This window comes from Acrocarpospora corrugata (genome assembly GCF_009687845.1).
GTDB lineage: Bacteria > Actinomycetota > Actinomycetes > Streptosporangiales > Streptosporangiaceae > Acrocarpospora > Acrocarpospora corrugata.
The window spans coordinates 74,155-89,126 of record NZ_BLAD01000064.1 but is presented as its reverse complement, the minus strand read 5'-3'; the positions used below and the strand labels follow the sequence as shown (position 1 = coordinate 89,126).

Here is a 14,972-nt window from a genome sequence, read left to right as displayed (position 1 = left end):
AGGCAACCACCGCGGGAGGACACCGTGTCCGAGATGAACTCGCTGGACGCATCCGAGGCCGACCTGGTCGAGCAGAGCATCGCGCTGCGGCCGGAGAACGGTCCCTGGCCTCTGGAGATACCGCTGGAGGCCGATCCTGCGGACCTCGTGGAACAGGGCCGCGAGGTCCCTCAGGACGACGAGGACGACTATCGCTGACCTGGTTACCCGCGCGTAGGATGAGTCCCCGTGAACGCCAGGCGCGGGACCCGCAAGCACCCCTCAAGGAGACCGTCGTGACCGCTACCCCGGACGCCAAGCCCCGGGGCACCCGGCTGCCCCGGTTGGCCCGCCGCCGTCAGCTGCTCAGCGCCGCGCAGGAAGTGTTCGTGGAGAACGGCTACCACGCGGCCGCGATGGATGAGATCGCCGAGCGGGCCGGGGTCAGCAAGCCGGTCCTCTACCAGCACTTCCCGGGCAAGCTGGAGCTCTACCTGGCGCTGCTGGACCTGCACGTGGACGACATGGTCGCCCGGTGCAAGGAGGCGCTGGCCGCCACGCCCGACAACAAGCTGCGGGTGCAGGGCGCGATCGGCGCGTTCTTCGACTTCATCTCCAGCCAGGGCGAGGCGTTCCGGCTGGTCTTCGAATCCGACCTGCGGAACGTGGCGCCGGTGCGGCAGCGGATGGAGCGTTCGCTGCGGGAGAGCGCCGACGCGATCGCCCAGGTGATCCAGGAGGACACCGGCTGCTCCAGCGACGAGGCGCACCTGCTCGGGGTCGGCCTGGTGGGCATGGCCGAAGTGAGCGCGCGCTACTGGCTCACCTCGCACGGCTCGATTCCCAAGGAGGCCGCCACCCAGTTGATGGCGCGGCTGGCCTGGCGGGGCATCGGCGGCTTCCCCAGACATACGCCTGATATGTCCTGAGTCCGTTCGCTTGCCGCGATCACCCACCCGAAGACTCCGCCGACAGGCCACGATGGAGGTCAGTCGAAAGGGGTCCTGATGGAAATCAAGATCGGCGTGCGATCCGTGAATCGCGAAATCGTGCTCGAGTCCGACCTGACCGCCGAGGAGGTCGAGCAGGAACTGCGCAACGCGCTCGCCGCCGACCGCGGCGTCTTCTCGCTCACCGACGTCAAGGGGACCAGGTACGTCGTGCCCGTGGCCTCACTCGGCTTCGTCGAACTCGGCGAGGGGGAGACGCGCTCAGTCGGCTTCGGCGGCAGCCTGTAGGACATCCCCCCGCAATCAGGCGCGCCGGGGATGAGGTCCCGGCACGCCCGAACGCGGAGTCAATGGTCCCGGAGATCACACCCGGGAGGCCGTCGGCGTGGCTGTGGTCCATGTTCTCGCCGTTGCCCGATGGTCGGGCAGCCCGTGCTCCCTCTTCTCAGCACAGGGCGGGAAACCCAGCGGTTCGGTCCACATCTCGTCAAGGAACTGCCGTAGCGGCGCGAGGCCCTCATGACTCGCACGGTACAACCGTTTGGACCCTGCACGCCCCTCGAACGGCAGACAGGTTGGCCTCAGCCCCCCGGGGTGAGGCCGATCGCGGCCATCCGTTTGCCGTGCTCCTCGGTGATCTGAGCGAACATCCTGCCGATCCCGGCCAGATCGGCCGACTCCGCCGAATCGCCGAGCAGCCCGGCCAGTTCTGGGCGGGCCGCCGCCACCCGGTAGGCCTGGCTGAGCGCCTCGCCGACCAGCCGCCTGGCCCACAGCGCGAGCCGCCCGTTCAGTCTCGGGTCCTCGGCCAGCGCCTGCCGGACCCGCTCGACCGCGAACTGCGAGCGGCCGTCGTCGGCCAGCGCCCGGTCGACCAGTTCCCGGGTGGACTCGTCCACGTGCCTGGCCGCCTCCCGGTAGAAGTCCCCGGCGATGCCCGTCCCCACGTACGCCTTGACGAGCGCCTCGTACCAGTCGCCCGGGCGGGTCTGCTCGTGCCAGGCGTCCAGCGCCTCGGTGAAGGGGGCCATCGCCGCCTCGGGGTCCGCGCCGAGCGAGTCGAGGCGGTCGCGCACCAGCCGGAAATGGCCGTATTCGGTGGCCGCCACATCCCCGAGCGCGGCCCGGTCGGTCAGCGTGGGGGCCAGCAGCGAGGCGTCCTCGGCCATCCGCAGGAAGGCGGTGAGCTCGGCGTACGCGAGCACCCCCAGAAGATCGACGACGCCGGGCGGAGATTCAGTCATGGCAGCAGCGTAGGGGCACCTTCTCCCTGAAAAACATGCGGAACACGCGGAAATCGGTTCACGGTTGTGGTATCGAGTAGACTGCTCTGTGAAAGTGCGACCGCACTGTGTTGATCCGGGGTATAAGTTCCCGGAACCCCCAGAAATCTTGGATGCCGCGGTCGCTGATGACGTCGAAGGCGTCACCTCCGCGAGGACCCGGCACGGTTGGTTGCACGAGCTCCAAGACGCCGGAGGTCCCGAAGGCCGTCTTCGACAACGACTGAGGCAGGCGACGATTACGACGACGTTCCGAGACCTGGGAGTGATCCCGGAGATCGCCGATGCCCTGGAGACCGAGGGCATTACTTCACCATTCCCGATTCAGGAGATGGCGCTTCCGCTGGCACTGGCCGGGCAGGACGTCATCGGGCAGGCGCGTACTGGCACCGGCAAGACCTACGCCTTCGGCGTCGCGATGCTGCAGCTGGTCGGGAAGCCGCGAAAGAACCGGAAGAAGCCGCGGGGCCTGGTGCTGGTGCCCACCCGCGAGCTCGCGTTGCAGGTGACCGAGGACCTGGTCCTGGCCGCCGGCAAGCTCGGTTCCCGCATCCTCACCGTGTACGGCGGGCGCGCCTACGAACCCCAGATCGAGGCACTCAAGAACGGCGTCGACGTCATCGTCGGCACGCCGGGGCGGCTGCTCGACCTGATCAAGCAGAAGCACGTGGACCTCGGCCAGATCGGCATGCTGGTGCTGGACGAGGCCGACCGCATGCTCGACCTGGGCTTCCTGCCCGACATCGAACGGATCATCAAGCTGGTTCCGGCGGAGCGGCAGACCATGCTGTTCTCCGCGACCATGCCCGGCGAGATCGTGGCGCTGTCCCGGCGCTACCTGACCCGGCCCATCCGGGTCAGGGCGGAAAACGAAGACTCCGACCCGGAGCAGCCGCCGCAGACGGCCCAGTTCGTCTACCGGACCCACCGGATGGACAAGATCGAGATCCTCTCCCGCCTCCTGCAGGGCAAGTCCACCGGCCTCACCATGGTCTTCTGCGAGACCAAACGGGCCTGTGACATGGTCTTCGAGCAGTTGCGCGAGAAGGGCTTCGCCGCGGCGGCCGTCCACGGCGACCTCGGGCAGGGCCAGCGTGAGCAGGCGCTGCGCGCGTTCAGGAACGGCAAGATCAGCGTGCTGGTGGCCACCGACGTGGCCGCCAGGGGCATCGACATCGACGACGTGACGCACGTGGTCAACTACGACTGCCCGCAGGACGACAAGACGTACGTGCACCGGATCGGCCGGACCGGCCGGGCCGGGCGGACCGGGGTGGCGGTGACCTTCGTCGAGTGGACCGAGATGACCCGCTGGAAGGTCATCAACAACACCCTCGGCATGAACTTCGCCGAACCCGTGGAGACGTACTCCAGTTCGCCGACCCTCTTCACCGATCTGGACATCCCGGCCGGCACCAAGGGCGTGCTGCCCCGGGCCAACCGGTCCAGGGCCGGTCTGGACGCCGAGCAGATCGAGGACCTCGGCGAGACCGGGCGCACCCGCAGCCGGTCCCGCGCCGGGAACTCCGGCGGCGAGGAACGCGAGCGGGAGCGGGAGAAACGGGAACGCCCGGCCCGCACCCGGGAGCGGCGGCGGACCCGGAGCGGACGGTCTCTCGAAACGGCTGGCGAGACAGCCGAGGGGATCGTCGAGGAGATCGAGGAGACTGCCGGGGAGGTCGAGAGCATGGTCGCCGCGATGCCAGAACCGATGCCAGAACAACTGATTGCGGAGCCGCCCGTGGAGATCGTCGAAGAGCGCAAGCCGGCGCGCAGGACGCGGACCCGCAAGGTGGTCGAGCCAGTCGTCGAACCGGTGGTGGAGCCCTCGTTCGAGAACTTCGAGGAGCTTCCAGAACCGGTGGCCGAGCCGGTGTTCGTCCCCGAGCCGGAACCGGTCGCCGCGCGGCCGGAGCCGGCCCGGATCATTCCGGCCAGCCCGTTCTCGGTGATCTTCCAGTCTCCGGACCTGGCCACCGAGGACGACACGCCGGCGCCGTCCGCCGCCACCGAGCGGAAGGCCGCGCGCCGGCAGCCCAACCGGCCCCGACCCCGCCGCACCGGCTGATCGCGGACCGGACGGAAGGGTGCTCGGGTCATGGTGATCATTCGCGGCGTGATCACGCTGCTGCTGATCGGGTTGTGGCTGTACTGCGTGCTGGACGTGATCACCACGGACTCCTCGCTGGTCAGGAACATGCCCAAGCTGGTCTGGCTGGTGGTGGTGATCCTGCTGCCGACCGTCGGTTCGCTGCTCTGGCTGATCGCCGGGCGGCCGCGCCGTACGGTTCAGGCCGCCCCGCCCCGGGCGGCCCGGCCGCTCAACCCGGACGACGACGAGGAGTTCCTCCGCCGGCTCAGACAGCGGGCGGAGGAGCAGCGCCGGGCGGGGCGCGAGAAAGCGGATCCGGAAAGTCCGGATACGTCCAAACCAGAACCAGCCCCTGAAGACTAACCGTCGAAGAAGTTTCGACGGTGTCGGTGTCAGGCTTGTTCAGTATCGTGGCTTCACGTGAGTACGCCGAGATTCCTTACCTTGCCGCCGGGCGTGACCGCTCAGCGGATCGAGACGCCGGTGGGCGGCTTCGCTGTGCTTGAAGCCCGCCCGACCACCGGTGTCGCGGAACGGTGGCCGGCCCTGCTGGTCCCCGGTTACACCGGCAGCAAGGAGGACTTCATCGCGATCCTGCAGACCCTGGCCCAGGCCGGTCGGCGGGTCTTCGCGATCGACCTGCGGGGGCAGTTCGAATCCCAGGGTCCTGAGGATCCGGCGGCCTACAGCTGCGCCGCGCTCGGCGGCGACGTGGACGTGATCGCGTCCACGGTCGGCGACGGCGAGCCGGTGCACCTGCTCGGCCACTCCTTCGGCGGCCTGGTGACCAGGGAGAGCGTGCTCGACGGGACCGCGAAGCTGGCCTCGTACACGCTGATGAGCTCGGGCCCGGCCGGGATCGTCGGGCCCCGCGAGCACGCCGGGCGGACCATGCTCGCCGAACTGCCCACCCACGGGGTGGAGCGGATCTGGTCTGAGCGGCTCGAACCGGAGGCGCTCAAGGCCGGGGTCCCCGACGACATCATCGCGTTCCTGCGCCGCCGCCTGCTGGCCAACTCCCCCACCGGCCTGCTCGCCATGGGCCGCGCGGTGCTGGACGCCACCGACCGGGTGGACGAACTCTGCCAGACCGGCCTGGCCACCCTGATCCTGTACGGCGAACACGACGACGGCTGGCCCCCCACCCTGCAGGCCGAGATGGCCGACCGGCTGGACGCCGACTGCGTGGTCGTGCCCGGCGCGGCCCACTCCCCCGCCGTGGAGGCGCCGGAGACCACGGCCGCAGCGCTCACCCGCTTCTGGAACGCCGCGGAGAGCGAGATCCTGCACCGCTAGACTGCCGGCTCCGGGGTCGCGAGACCGTCCCACGGGGACCGGTCGGGGGCCGCCACCTGGCCCTCCGGGCAGTGGCGGCGGAAATCACAGTAGGAGCAGATCGGGCCGGGCGACGGCGGAAAGAGCGCGTCCACCTCCGGCGGCACCACCACGCCCGGCACCGGCTCACCCGGCGGACGGCGACGGCCACTGGCCGGCAGGCGCTCACGATAAGCCTCGTCCGCGGCGGACGCCTCTTCGGCGATCTGCTCAGCCCTGCCGATATGGCGGGCGAGCGTCTCGTCGGTGTGCTCCCACTCGGCGACCTGACCACTCGGTAAGTGGTGCAGCTCGACCCGATGGCACGAGCGCCGGAGCACCCGGGACGAGGCCACCGCGTAGATGGCCAGCGCCAGCGAGGACCTGGCCTCGTCCGGCCCCGGCGGGCGGCGCCCGGTCTTGTAGTCCACCACGACCAGTTCGTCGCCGCGCCGGTCGAGCCGGTCGATCCGCCCGGACACGGCGATGACCGCGGTCCGGGTGGCGACGGTGCGCTCGACCCCGACCGGCTCATCCGCCGCGTCCAAAGTGGCGACATACGCCGACACCATGTCGCGGGCCCGGTCCCGCCACGCCAGCGACTGCTCCTGGTCCCTGAACCCTTCGGCGATCCAGCCGTTGCTGACCAGGATCGCCGCGGTCATCGGCGTACGCCGCTCGTACGGCTCCCGCCACCACGCGGCCAGCGCGTTGTGCACCGAAGCCCCGACGCTGTTGTGCGCCCACGGCGGGCCCTTGGGCGGCGCCGGCCGGTCCAGGTAGGCGAACCGGTAGCGCCTGCGGCAGTCGAGCCAGGAGTTGAGCCGCGACGGCGTGCACGAGTACAGCCGCCGGGGCATGCCCTCAAGACCGAGCTGCTCCACTAATCGTCGTCGAGGTCGAGCTTGATCCCGGACGCGCGGGTGCCGTCGGTCAGTGGCAGCTCCGGCTCCTCCAGGGTCCCGGTCAGCGAGCCGGACAGCCACCGGTCGAACTGGGGCTCCAGGTCGCCGATGGTGCTCTCCTCGCCGTGCGCGGGCAGCACCCGGGTCTCGTGCGGCAGCGTGAACAGCCGCTCCCCGATCGAGGTCAGCTGGTCGGCCAGGGACGGGTACTCACCGCCGAGCTTGCCCGGCCCGTCGGCCAGCAGCGTCTTGCCGGTGAACACCACGCCCAGCGACTCCGACAGGAGCGACACGCCGCCGGGGCTCACCCCGGGCGTGATCAGGACCTCCAGCTCGGTGTCGGCGACGGCGAACAGGCCCTCGTCCTCCATGTCGATGTCCGGCCAGGTGTCCTCCCAGGTCTGGCGCCAGATGCGCTTGTCCTTGGGATGGAGGGCGATCACCGCCTCGTCCTTGGCCGCCACTTCGATGGCCGCGCCGACATGGTCGGGCAGGCCGTGCGTGCAGATGACGGCGAGGATCTCGCGCTCGCCCACCTGCTCCAGAATCTTCTCGGCATCCCGCGCCGGGTCGATGACGATGACCTCGTCGTCGTCGCCCACGATCCAGGTGTTGTTCTCCACCTTGTGCTCGACGTCGTCGATCTCCACGACCCCGGCGGTCACCACTCGCTCGATACGCGCTGTCACGATTCAGAACCTTACCGGTCCCCGGCCGCAAGCGGGATTCCAGTCGGAATCCATTACTCGGCGGCCAGCCGGGGTGAGAAAGCCCCGAAGGGGACATCCCACTCCACTTCTCGGAAATCAATCAGGGTCAGCTGGGCCGGCACCAGCAGCAGGCCCGCGTCGGCCGGCCAGGCGATCGTCCACAGCCAGCGGCCGAGCGCCTCGCCCGCGTAGACGGCCCGGTCGCCAGGCACGTCGGGCACATGCCAGAGCGGGGTCGGGTGGCCGTTCACGCTGACCTTCACATGCGGCGGGCCCGCGCCGACGAAGTCACCCGGGTCCGGGCCCGCCAGTCCGGCGTAGGCCGCGCCGAGGCCGATGCCGGGCTCCTCGGCGATCAGCAGCAGGTCGGCGGGGCCGTCCGTGATGGACGGGCCGGAAACGGCCACCACGCTGCCCCGGATGTCGGTGCGCTCGTCGCCGGCCGCGCCGAATCCGGTCACCAGCCAGCCGGTGGGCAGCGGCCAGGGGATCCAGAGCGGGACGGTGGCCGACTGCCGGACCTGGGTGAGGGCGGCGTCGGACGGGCGGTGTGAGGTGTACGGCAGCACCTCGCCGTGCGGGCCGCAGCGCCAGGAGCTGGACCAGACGTTCGGCTCCTGAAGCGGTCCGAAGCAGCGGGGACAGGTTGGCGGGGCTCTCACACCTACTCACGGTGCTTCGACCGGCGTGGCCAAGTCAAGGGTTTTCCTGTTATCCAGTCGTAATCTTGCATTTATGCGATGTGTAGGGGCCGTAATCCGGGCCGCGGACGGGCGGCTGCTGCTGGTCAGGCGGGGGCGCCCGCCGGGGGAAGGGCTGTGGTCGGTGCCGGGCGGGCGGGTGGAGGCCGGCGAGTGCGACGCCGAGGCGCTCGTCCGGGAGGTCCGGGAGGAGACCGGCCTCGACGTCACGGCCGGGGGGCTGGCGGGGACGGTGATCCGGCCGCCATACGAGATCCACGACTACTACGCGGCTGCGGTGGGCGGCGAGTTGCGGGCGGGGGACGACGCGGCCGAGGTGCGCTGGGTGAGCGACGCCGAGCTGCGCCGGTTGCCGCTCACCGACGGCCTGCTCGACTTCCTGGACGGGCTCAGCGGTCCGCCGAGGTGAGGGTGCTGCGCCAGATGGTGAGGTTGTCGCTGGTGCCGGTGGTGGATCGGCCGATGGCGATCACCCGTTCGCCGGAGATGGTGACCGCGCCCAGCCACTGCGCGCCCGCCCCGCCCAGGCCGTCCTCGACCAGGGCGTGCCGCTGCCAGGCCAGCCCGTCGCCGGAGGCCCAGACCGCGCTGTCGCCCTCGCTGGAGCGCCCGTGCGAGCCGACCGCGACGATGCCGCCCTCGGCCGCGGTCAGGTCCAGCACGACGGCGGCCTCGTCGGCGGGTAGAAAGCTGTATTCCCAGGTCGAGCCCTCGTCCAGGGAGACCGCGGAGAACGGGCGGGAGCCCTCGTCGGTGAGAGCGGTCCCGACCGCGACGATCCGGTCCTCGCGGGCCACCACGTGCCGCAGCCCGGCAGAGCGGGCGCCCTCCGGGATGACCCGGCGTTCCGCCGTCCAGGTGAGACCGTCCGGAGAGAGCCACACCACGCCGGTCTCCCGTTCGGCCGGTCCCGAACCGCCGACGGCGACGAATCCACCCGGGGTCGCGGCCACGTCGTGGATCCGGACCCCGGCGCCACCCGCCGGCAGCTTGCCGATCCGGTTGAAGCGTTTGAGGTCGGGGCTGAACCACATCGCGGGCACGATGCCGGAGGCCGTCTGGTCCTCCCCGGCCAGCACGTAACCGGCCGATCCGGCGGCGACCGTACGGGGAGCCAGGAACAGATGCCCGTCCGGCACCTCGATGATCGGCCCTGGCCGCCACGCCTTGCCGTCGCCTGAGGTGACCAGCAGCGGCTTGGTGATGACCGGGTCGGCCATCGTGCTGCCGACCGCCAGCCAGCCCTGCTCGCCGTGCGCGACGTCGGTCAGCTCCTGGCGGCCCAGGCCGCCCAGCCACTCCGACTCGATGGCCTTCCAGTTGGCGCCGTTGTTGCCGCTGGTCCAGATGCCGGCGTCGCCGTTGGCCGAGCCGACCGCGACGGCCGCGCGGCCGGAGGCGAGCACGCTGGCGGTGTTGCGGGCCAGCCGGTTGAGCCCGGCCACCGCCTCCAGCGGCACCGCGCGGGCCGCCTTGCCCCGCTCGGCGGTCATCAGCACGGCAAGATTCTCCACATCGCCGGGGCCGCGCGCGTCGCCGCCCGCCACCAGCAGCCCGGCCCCGGTCATGGTGACCGCGCGGAGCGTGCCGGGGATGTGCCCGAGGTCGGTGCTCTTCGCCCATTTCCGGCCGTCGCCGCTGCGGAAGACCACGTACTGCTCCCACTCCGACTCGGCGACCGCGGCGATCCCGGCGGAGGAGGAGGCCAGGCCGCGCACGCCGGTGCCCTGCGGGCTGAGCGGGCCGATGGCGCCGCACTCCCGCCACTTCTCGCCATCCGGCGAGCAGTGCACCGGCACGCCGTCGCCGCTGAACCGCTGCCCGGTCGGGACCAGCACGAAGCCATCCTTCCCGACCGCCAGCGCACCGGGTTCCGGCCGGATGTCGGGTAGCTCGGTCGCGGTGCGGGCCCAGGTGGCGCCGCCGTCGGCGGAGCGCAGGATGACCGTGGCGGTGCCCGAGCCGGGGTTGGCCAGCGCGACCACCTGGTCACCCTTGGCGATCACCGACTGGATGCCCCTGATCTTGTCGGAGGTGCCGATCCTGGCGTTGTCCACCCGGGCCCAGGACCTGCCCTCGGGAGACACCCAGGCGACCGCGCCGAGCGAGCCGTCGGGCAGCACGGTGGTGCCGACGGCGACGAACCCCGAGGCGGTCCGGGCCAGGTCGGTGATCTTGTCCTGCCCTTGGAAGGCGCTCAGCTGGACGGCCTCGACCGCCGTCCAGGTACGGCCGTCGGCCGAGGTCCACATGCCCCGGCCCTCCGGACCTGGCTCGTCGGTGCCCACGGCCAGCCAGCGGCCGGAACCGCCGGTGACCCGGCCTGGCGAGCCGGGGACCGGTTCGTAGCCGGGCGGGCCGATGACGTTGCCGAGCTGCCAGTCCTTGCCGCCGTTGTCCGACACGATGAACAGCGGCCTGGCGATCGCGCTGGTGGTGTCGGTGCCGACGGCCACGATGGTGGACCCGGCCGAGGCGACCGAGGTGAGCAGCTGGCGGGAGCCGTTGCCCGGCTGCCCCGGCGCGGCGAAGGCCGAGTCGCCGGACTGGCCGTCGCCGACCGCGAGGGTGATCCCGGTGGCCGGGGGCGCGCTGGCCCAGCGGATCACGAACAGGCCGACCGCGGCCACCGCGATCAGGGAGACCAGCACCAGCAGCGGCAGCGTGAACATCGACCTGGGGTTGACCCGGCGCGGCACCCGGACGGCCCGGCGGTGGTGCCGGCCGCCGCGCGGCGGGCCCAGCGAGACCAGCACGTCGGGCCGGGCGGGGCGGCCACCGGGCGGGCGGCCGATGCGCTGCGGGGGCGGCGGCGGAGGCGGGGGCGGCGGCGGAGCCAGTCGGGGAGACAGCGGCTGCGACTGTGGCGGCGGTGCCAGCTCCTCGGGTTCGGCCTGGGATCTCGGGGCCGCGGCGGATGCCGCTGGGCGGCGGTCCGGAGGCGACGAGTTTGTCGGGGCGGTCGACCAGCCGCCGGGGCAGCCGGGGTTCGTCCTCGACTTCGGCCTGCCAGGACCAGCTCGGCTGCGGGCGCGGCTGGTCCCCGTACGGGGGGCGGCCGGTCCTCGGTTCGGGGTCGGGGGGTTCCGGGCGGCTGTAGGGACGGCCGTGCCGGAACTCCGGCTCGCGGGCGGGCTCCGGGGCCGGGTCGGTCGCGGGGGCCGGGTCGGGGGCGGGGTCACCGTACGGGCGGCGGCCGGTCCGGGGAGTCGGCGACCAGGAATTCTCCTCCGCGGAAGAATCGCCGGAACTGTCCTCCATGTCCTCGGGGACGGGCGCGCCGAACGGTGGCAGCGCCCATGGCGAAGAGCCCGGGGGGCGTGATCGCTCCTCGGCGGGTCCCGGCGGCGAGTGATGCAGCGTCGGGGGTGACTCCGCCGGCTCCTCGTCTTGGGGGGACACGACCGGTACCTCCTATATCAGGACCGTTCCAGACATATCGCAGACGCGTTCGCTTGATACCCCCTCACTGCCGGGCGATCACCTCTTCTCTAGTCAGATTTATCGCGACACCGTCTGAACTGCGGCTTTCCGCACGAATACCAGGATCAGCCCGGTGAAAACAGCGAACTGCGTCACTGTTCCGACCACCGTCTGCCACGGCAACGACCCCTGTTCCAAGGCTCCGTCCAAATTTCCATCGGCCGCGCTGAACCCGAACGCGATGACGTTGTTCACCACATGCAGCGCGATCGGCGCCTCCAGCCCCCCGGTCCGCACCGCCAGCCAGCCCGACAGAATGCCGAACCCGAACACGTAGGCGATCCCCCAGTCCGTGTACCCGTGCAGCGCCGCGAACCCGGCCGATCCGATGATGAAGGCCGGCCACGGATTGCGCATGTACGCCCCGAACGCCTGGATGACCCAGCCGCGGAAGACGTACTCCTCGGCGGCGGCCTGGAACGGCACCAGCAGCAGGATGACGGCCATCGCCTGCAGGAACGGCGCCCAGCCGCCCCACTCGTAGGTCACCGGCGCGCCGCTCAGGAACAGGGTCAACTGCTGCGCGCCCTCGCCGACCACCACGGCCAGCAGCCCGAGCGGCACGCAGGCCACCAGCCAGCGCCAGCGCAGCCGCCCGGCCACCGACGAGACGGTCCCCGGCCGCCGCCGCTGGATCAGCCAGACCGTGCCCAGCACCACCGGGATCGCCAGGGCCAGCACGAGCAGCTGGAAGCCCACGTCCAGCAGCGGCTCTGTGAAGATCCGCGAGCCCTCCGCGACCATCTCGACGCCGGCCATTCTGGCCACCACCCCGACCACCAGGCCGAGGATGAGCGAGCTGGCCAGGAAGCCGCCGATCAGGAAGAACGTGCCCACAATGGGCCGCCACCAGGCGTTGGCCTCGTTCCTGGCCAGCAGGTCGAAGCGCAGGCCCGGCGGGGTGGGCAGCGACCACGGCTGGGGCTGGCGGGGCTGCTGTGTCGGGAACCACCCCCCTGGTGGGTACTGCGGCTGATAACCTGACTCACCCGATTGCGCCGCATATTGTGCCGGATATTGCGGTGCGTCCGAAATACTCGGTGAACCCGAAGGAGGCGACGGGTCAGTCGGTGCGGGATTGGCAGATGCCCAGGTCGGAGGATGGGCAGGCGGCGGCGTCCGGTCCGGGCGCGGCTCATGGTCGGTCATGCGACCCATTCTCCGTAATCAGAGCCGATTTCGTCGCGATCCACTTTGCGCATTTGTTCACAGACAGAACGGGGCCGCAGAGAGTTCACTCGCGGGGTACGAACTATCCCAGGAGATGTAAATGAGTCGGTTAGGACCTGTCTATACCTTGGCCGTCGGCGCGGTGCTCACCGTCGCCCTCGGCGTCGCCAGCGCCCAGGCCTCGCCCGCAGTCGAGCAGGCCACGGCGGTTCCCATCGATACCACGTCCACCGCCCCTCCGGTCGAGGAGGAGGCTCCAACCCCTGAAGAGACCCCAGCCCCGGGCGAGACCGCGCCCCCAGAAGAAGCGGCGCCCGCCGACACCACCCCCAAGAAGGTCGACTACGCGGGCGTGGTGCAGGGCAACGGCGGCCTCGTGGCCATCTCGATCAGGAACGGCAAGGCGGTCGCGTACTTCTGCGACGGCCACATCGAGGCCTGGCTGAAGGGCAAGGCCGAGAACAACACGGTCACCTTGGAGGGCAAGAACGCCCTGATCACCGCCAGCCTGGGCGGCGGCAAGGCGCAGGGCCGGGTTGAGTTCAAGGGCAAGTCGTGGCGGTTCTCCGCCGCGGTCGTGAAGAAGCCGTCCGGTCTGTACCGGGCGACGGCCCAGGTCCGGGGGGCCAGGATCGTCGGCGGCTGGATCAAGTTGCCGAGCGGGCAGTCGGTCGGCCGGCTCACCATCGGCGAAAGCGGCGCGGGCGAAGCCGCCGCCGCGTTCGACGGCGGCGTCGTCACCTGGTACGGGATCCCCCTGACCCCGACCGAGCCCGACGCTTTCATCGACACTATCAACCCCTGATAAGCGAGCCCGAGATGAGCCACACACAGCAATTCACCCCCCATCGGCGCTCCGCCATCGTCCTGCTCCTCGTGCCCGTCCTGGTCGGCGGCGCGGTCGCCACCGCCCTCGGCGTGTACGGCGAGCTGCACCCCCCCACCGGCTTCGCGGTCAGCCTGGCCGGATTCTCCGGACCACTGGCCATGAAGGCGTGGCTGACCACCGGCGCGGCGCTGCTCGCGATCGTGCAGGTGCTGACCGCGATGGCGATGTGGGGCAAACTCCCGTTCGAAGGCGGCTGGGTGGAGCCCACCCACCGCTGGTCGGGCCGGATCGCCTTCCTGCTGACAGTGCCGGTGGCCTTCCACTGCCTGTACGCGGTCGGCGCCCGGTACGACGAACCCCGGGTGATGATCCACTCGATCCTGGGGTGCCTGTTCTACGGCATCTTCGCCACCAAGATGCTGGCGCTGCCGAAGCGCGGCGTGCCGGGCTGGACCCTGCCCGTGCTCGGCGGCCTGCTCTTCACCCTGCTGGTCGGCCTCTGGCTGACCTCGTCGTTCTGGTTCTTCACCACGATCGGCGTGCAGTTCTGAGGTAACACCCCGGGACCGCTTCAGGGGCCACCCCACAGCCCCTGAAGCGCCCGCGGCGGCTATGGCCGCTCGAAGGCGGTAGTCCGGGTCAGCCCGGCCGCCCGGCCCTTGGCCGAGATCACCAGGGCCATCTTCCGGGACGCCTCGTCGATCATCTCGTCCCCCAGCATCACCGCCCCTCGCCCCTCCACGGTCGTGTAGTACTCGTACGCGTCCAGGATCAGCTCCGCGTGGTCGTAGTCGGCCTGGGCCGGCGAGAACACCTCGTTGGCGGCGTCCACCTGCCCCGGGTGCAGCACCCACTTCCCGTCGAATCCCAGCGCCGCCGCGCGCCCGGCCGCCCGCCGGAACCCCTCGACGTCCTTGATCTGCAGATACGGCCCGTCGATCGCCTGTAGATCCCGGGCCCGCGCCGCCATCAGGATCCGCATCAGGATGTAGTGGTAGGCGTCGCCCTCCGGATACCCGGGCGGCTGCTCCCCCACCACCAGCGTGCGCATCCCGATCGAGGCCATGAAGTCGGCCGGCCCGAACACCAGCGTCTCCAGCCGCGCGCTGGCCCCGGCGATCTCGTCCACCGCGACCAGGCCGCGGGCGCTCTCGATCTGCGCCTCGATCCCGATCCGGCCGACCGGCAGCCCGACCGTGCGCTCGATCTGGCTGAGCAGCAGGTCGAGCCAGCGCACCTGGGCGGCCTCCTCGACCTTGGGCAGCATCAGGCAGTCGAGCCGGTCGCCGGCCGCCTCCACCACCTCGATGACGTCGCGGTAGGTCCAGGCCGTGGACAGGTCGTTGACCCGGACCACCACCGTCTTCCCGGACCAGTCGCCCTCCTTGAGCGCCGCCACCACGGTCCGGCGGGCGTCCTCCTTCGCGATCGGGGCGACCGAGTCCTCCAAGTCCAGGAAGACCTCGTCGACGGGCAGGCTCTGGGCCTTCTCCAGGAACCGGGAATTGCTGCCGGGCACGGCCAGGCAGGATCGTCGCGCACGCATGATCCCCACG

16 protein-coding genes are annotated in these 14,972 nt (G+C 70.9%); 9 read left to right on the top strand and 7 right to left on the bottom strand.

All coding sequences use genetic code 11. From position 1 onward, the window contains the following. Window positions 1-33 precede the first annotated feature (33 nt). From Acor_RS42350 to Acor_RS25525, 3 genes are all read left to right on the top strand, one after another. The gene (locus Acor_RS42350; RefSeq protein WP_170317069.1) at window positions 34-198 is read left to right on the top strand and encodes a hypothetical protein; all 165 of its coding nucleotides are present in this window, start codon (window positions 34-36) and stop codon (window positions 196-198) included. 77 nt (window positions 199-275) lie between these two features. Then, window positions 276-908 (top strand): TetR/AcrR family transcriptional regulator, encoded by a 633-nt coding sequence (locus Acor_RS25530; RefSeq protein ID WP_155339272.1) that lies wholly within the window; start codon window positions 276-278, stop codon window positions 906-908. A 78-nt stretch (window positions 909-986) separates the two neighbouring features. Further along, entirely contained in the window at window positions 987-1,217 is a 231-nt protein-coding gene (locus Acor_RS25525; RefSeq protein WP_155339271.1) for a DUF3107 domain-containing protein, read from the top strand. A gap of 293 nt (window positions 1,218-1,510) precedes the next feature. Here the strand turns inward: Acor_RS25525 and Acor_RS25520 are convergent, their stop codons facing one another. Continuing rightward, the gene (locus Acor_RS25520) at window positions 1,511-2,173 is read right to left on the bottom strand and encodes a ferritin-like fold-containing protein (RefSeq protein WP_155339270.1); all 663 of its coding nucleotides are present in this window, start codon (window positions 2,171-2,173) and stop codon (window positions 1,511-1,513) included. Between the two features lie 370 nt (window positions 2,174-2,543). On the opposite strand from Acor_RS25520, the gene Acor_RS25515 reads away from it, so the two are divergent. The 3 genes from Acor_RS25515 to Acor_RS25505 are packed head-to-tail and all read left to right on the top strand — an operon-like array spanning window position 2,544 to window position 5,600. Next, on the top strand, window positions 2,544-4,280 hold the full coding sequence (locus Acor_RS25515) for a DEAD/DEAH box helicase (RefSeq protein ID WP_422664837.1): 1,737 nt from the start codon (window positions 2,544-2,546) through the stop codon (window positions 4,278-4,280). A gap of 30 nt (window positions 4,281-4,310) precedes the next feature. After that, window positions 4,311-4,667 carry a PLDc N-terminal domain-containing protein gene (locus Acor_RS25510; protein ID WP_155339269.1) on the top strand — a complete coding sequence of 119 codons (357 nt, stop codon included), beginning with the start codon at window positions 4,311-4,313 and terminating at the stop codon, window positions 4,665-4,667. A 57-nt stretch (window positions 4,668-4,724) separates the two neighbouring features. Further along, window positions 4,725-5,600, top strand: coding sequence for an alpha/beta fold hydrolase (locus tag Acor_RS25505; RefSeq protein ID WP_155339268.1), 876 nt, complete (start codon window positions 4,725-4,727; stop codon window positions 5,598-5,600). Here the strand turns inward: Acor_RS25505 and Acor_RS25500 are convergent. The 3 genes from Acor_RS25500 to Acor_RS25490 are packed head-to-tail and all read right to left on the bottom strand — an operon-like array spanning window position 5,597 to window position 7,895. Continuing rightward, complete coding sequence (locus Acor_RS25500; RefSeq protein ID WP_155339267.1) at window positions 5,597-6,502, bottom strand: RecB family exonuclease; 906 nt, start codon at window positions 6,500-6,502, stop codon at window positions 5,597-5,599. The genes Acor_RS25505 and Acor_RS25500 overlap by 4 nt on opposite strands. Continuing rightward, window positions 6,502-7,212 carry an MBL fold metallo-hydrolase gene (locus tag Acor_RS25495; RefSeq protein WP_155339266.1) on the bottom strand — a complete coding sequence of 237 codons (711 nt, stop codon included), beginning with the start codon at window positions 7,210-7,212 and terminating at the stop codon, window positions 6,502-6,504. The genes Acor_RS25500 and Acor_RS25495 overlap by 1 nt, the downstream gene beginning before the upstream one ends. 53 nt (window positions 7,213-7,265) lie before the next feature. Then, on the bottom strand, window positions 7,266-7,895 hold the full coding sequence (locus Acor_RS25490) for a DUF6758 family protein (RefSeq protein WP_155339265.1): 630 nt from the start codon (window positions 7,893-7,895) through the stop codon (window positions 7,266-7,268). A gap of 73 nt (window positions 7,896-7,968) precedes the next feature. Here Acor_RS25490 and Acor_RS25485 point away from each other — a divergent pair, with 73 nt between their 5' ends. Beyond that, complete coding sequence (locus Acor_RS25485) at window positions 7,969-8,343, top strand: NUDIX hydrolase (RefSeq protein WP_155339264.1); 375 nt, start codon at window positions 7,969-7,971, stop codon at window positions 8,341-8,343. Here Acor_RS25485 and Acor_RS25480 read toward each other — a convergent pair. Together Acor_RS25480 and Acor_RS25475 are read right to left on the bottom strand one after the other, a co-directional pair. Next, the gene (locus Acor_RS25480; protein ID WP_155339263.1) at window positions 8,324-10,690 is read right to left on the bottom strand and encodes a beta propeller repeat protein; all 2,367 of its coding nucleotides are present in this window, start codon (window positions 10,688-10,690) and stop codon (window positions 8,324-8,326) included. The genes Acor_RS25485 and Acor_RS25480 overlap by 20 nt on opposite strands. Window positions 10,691-11,435: 745 nt before the next feature. Continuing rightward, window positions 11,436-12,254 (bottom strand): CPBP family intramembrane glutamic endopeptidase, encoded by an 819-nt coding sequence (locus tag Acor_RS25475; RefSeq protein WP_170317073.1) that lies wholly within the window; start codon window positions 12,252-12,254, stop codon window positions 11,436-11,438. 433 nt (window positions 12,255-12,687) lie between these two features. Between Acor_RS25475 and Acor_RS25470 the strand changes: the two genes are divergently transcribed. Beyond that, a complete protein-coding gene (locus tag Acor_RS25470; RefSeq protein ID WP_155339261.1) occupies window positions 12,688-13,392 on the top strand; it encodes a hypothetical protein in 705 nt (234 codons plus the stop codon). Between the two features lie 14 nt (window positions 13,393-13,406). Next, window positions 13,407-13,967 carry a DUF6529 family protein gene (locus Acor_RS25465; protein ID WP_155339260.1) on the top strand — a complete coding sequence of 187 codons (561 nt, stop codon included), beginning with the start codon at window positions 13,407-13,409 and terminating at the stop codon, window positions 13,965-13,967. Between the two features lie 59 nt (window positions 13,968-14,026). On the opposite strand, the gene Acor_RS25460 is transcribed toward Acor_RS25465, so the two are convergent. After that, complete coding sequence (locus Acor_RS25460; RefSeq protein ID WP_155339259.1) at window positions 14,027-14,962, bottom strand: HpcH/HpaI aldolase/citrate lyase family protein; 936 nt, start codon at window positions 14,960-14,962, stop codon at window positions 14,027-14,029. Window positions 14,963-14,972 lie beyond the last annotated feature (10 nt).

What these genes read in the sequence shown, in the direction of transcription:
- Acor_RS25510 (WP_155339269.1), top strand. Translation starts at nt 4,311, where the DNA reads ATGGTGATCATTCGCGGCGTGATCACGCTGCTGCTGATCGGGTTGTGG.
- Acor_RS25470 (WP_155339261.1), top strand. Translation starts at nt 12,688, where the DNA reads ATGAGTCGGTTAGGACCTGTCTATACCTTGGCCGTCGGCGCGGTGCTC.
- Acor_RS42350 (WP_170317069.1), top strand. Translation starts at nt 34, where the DNA reads ATGAACTCGCTGGACGCATCCGAGGCCGACCTGGTCGAGCAGAGCATC.
- Acor_RS25485 (WP_155339264.1), top strand. Translation starts at nt 7,969, where the DNA reads ATGCGATGTGTAGGGGCCGTAATCCGGGCCGCGGACGGGCGGCTGCTG.
- Acor_RS25460 (WP_155339259.1), bottom strand. Translation starts at nt 14,962, where the DNA reads ATGCGTGCGCGACGATCCTGCCTGGCCGTGCCCGGCAGCAATTCCCGG.
- Acor_RS25520 (WP_155339270.1), bottom strand. Translation starts at nt 2,173, where the DNA reads ATGACTGAATCTCCGCCCGGCGTCGTCGATCTTCTGGGGGTGCTCGCG.
- Acor_RS25525 (WP_155339271.1), top strand. Translation starts at nt 987, where the DNA reads ATGGAAATCAAGATCGGCGTGCGATCCGTGAATCGCGAAATCGTGCTC.
- Acor_RS25465 (WP_155339260.1), top strand. Translation starts at nt 13,407, where the DNA reads ATGAGCCACACACAGCAATTCACCCCCCATCGGCGCTCCGCCATCGTC.
- Acor_RS25515 (WP_422664837.1), top strand. Translation starts at nt 2,544, where the DNA reads ATGGCGCTTCCGCTGGCACTGGCCGGGCAGGACGTCATCGGGCAGGCG.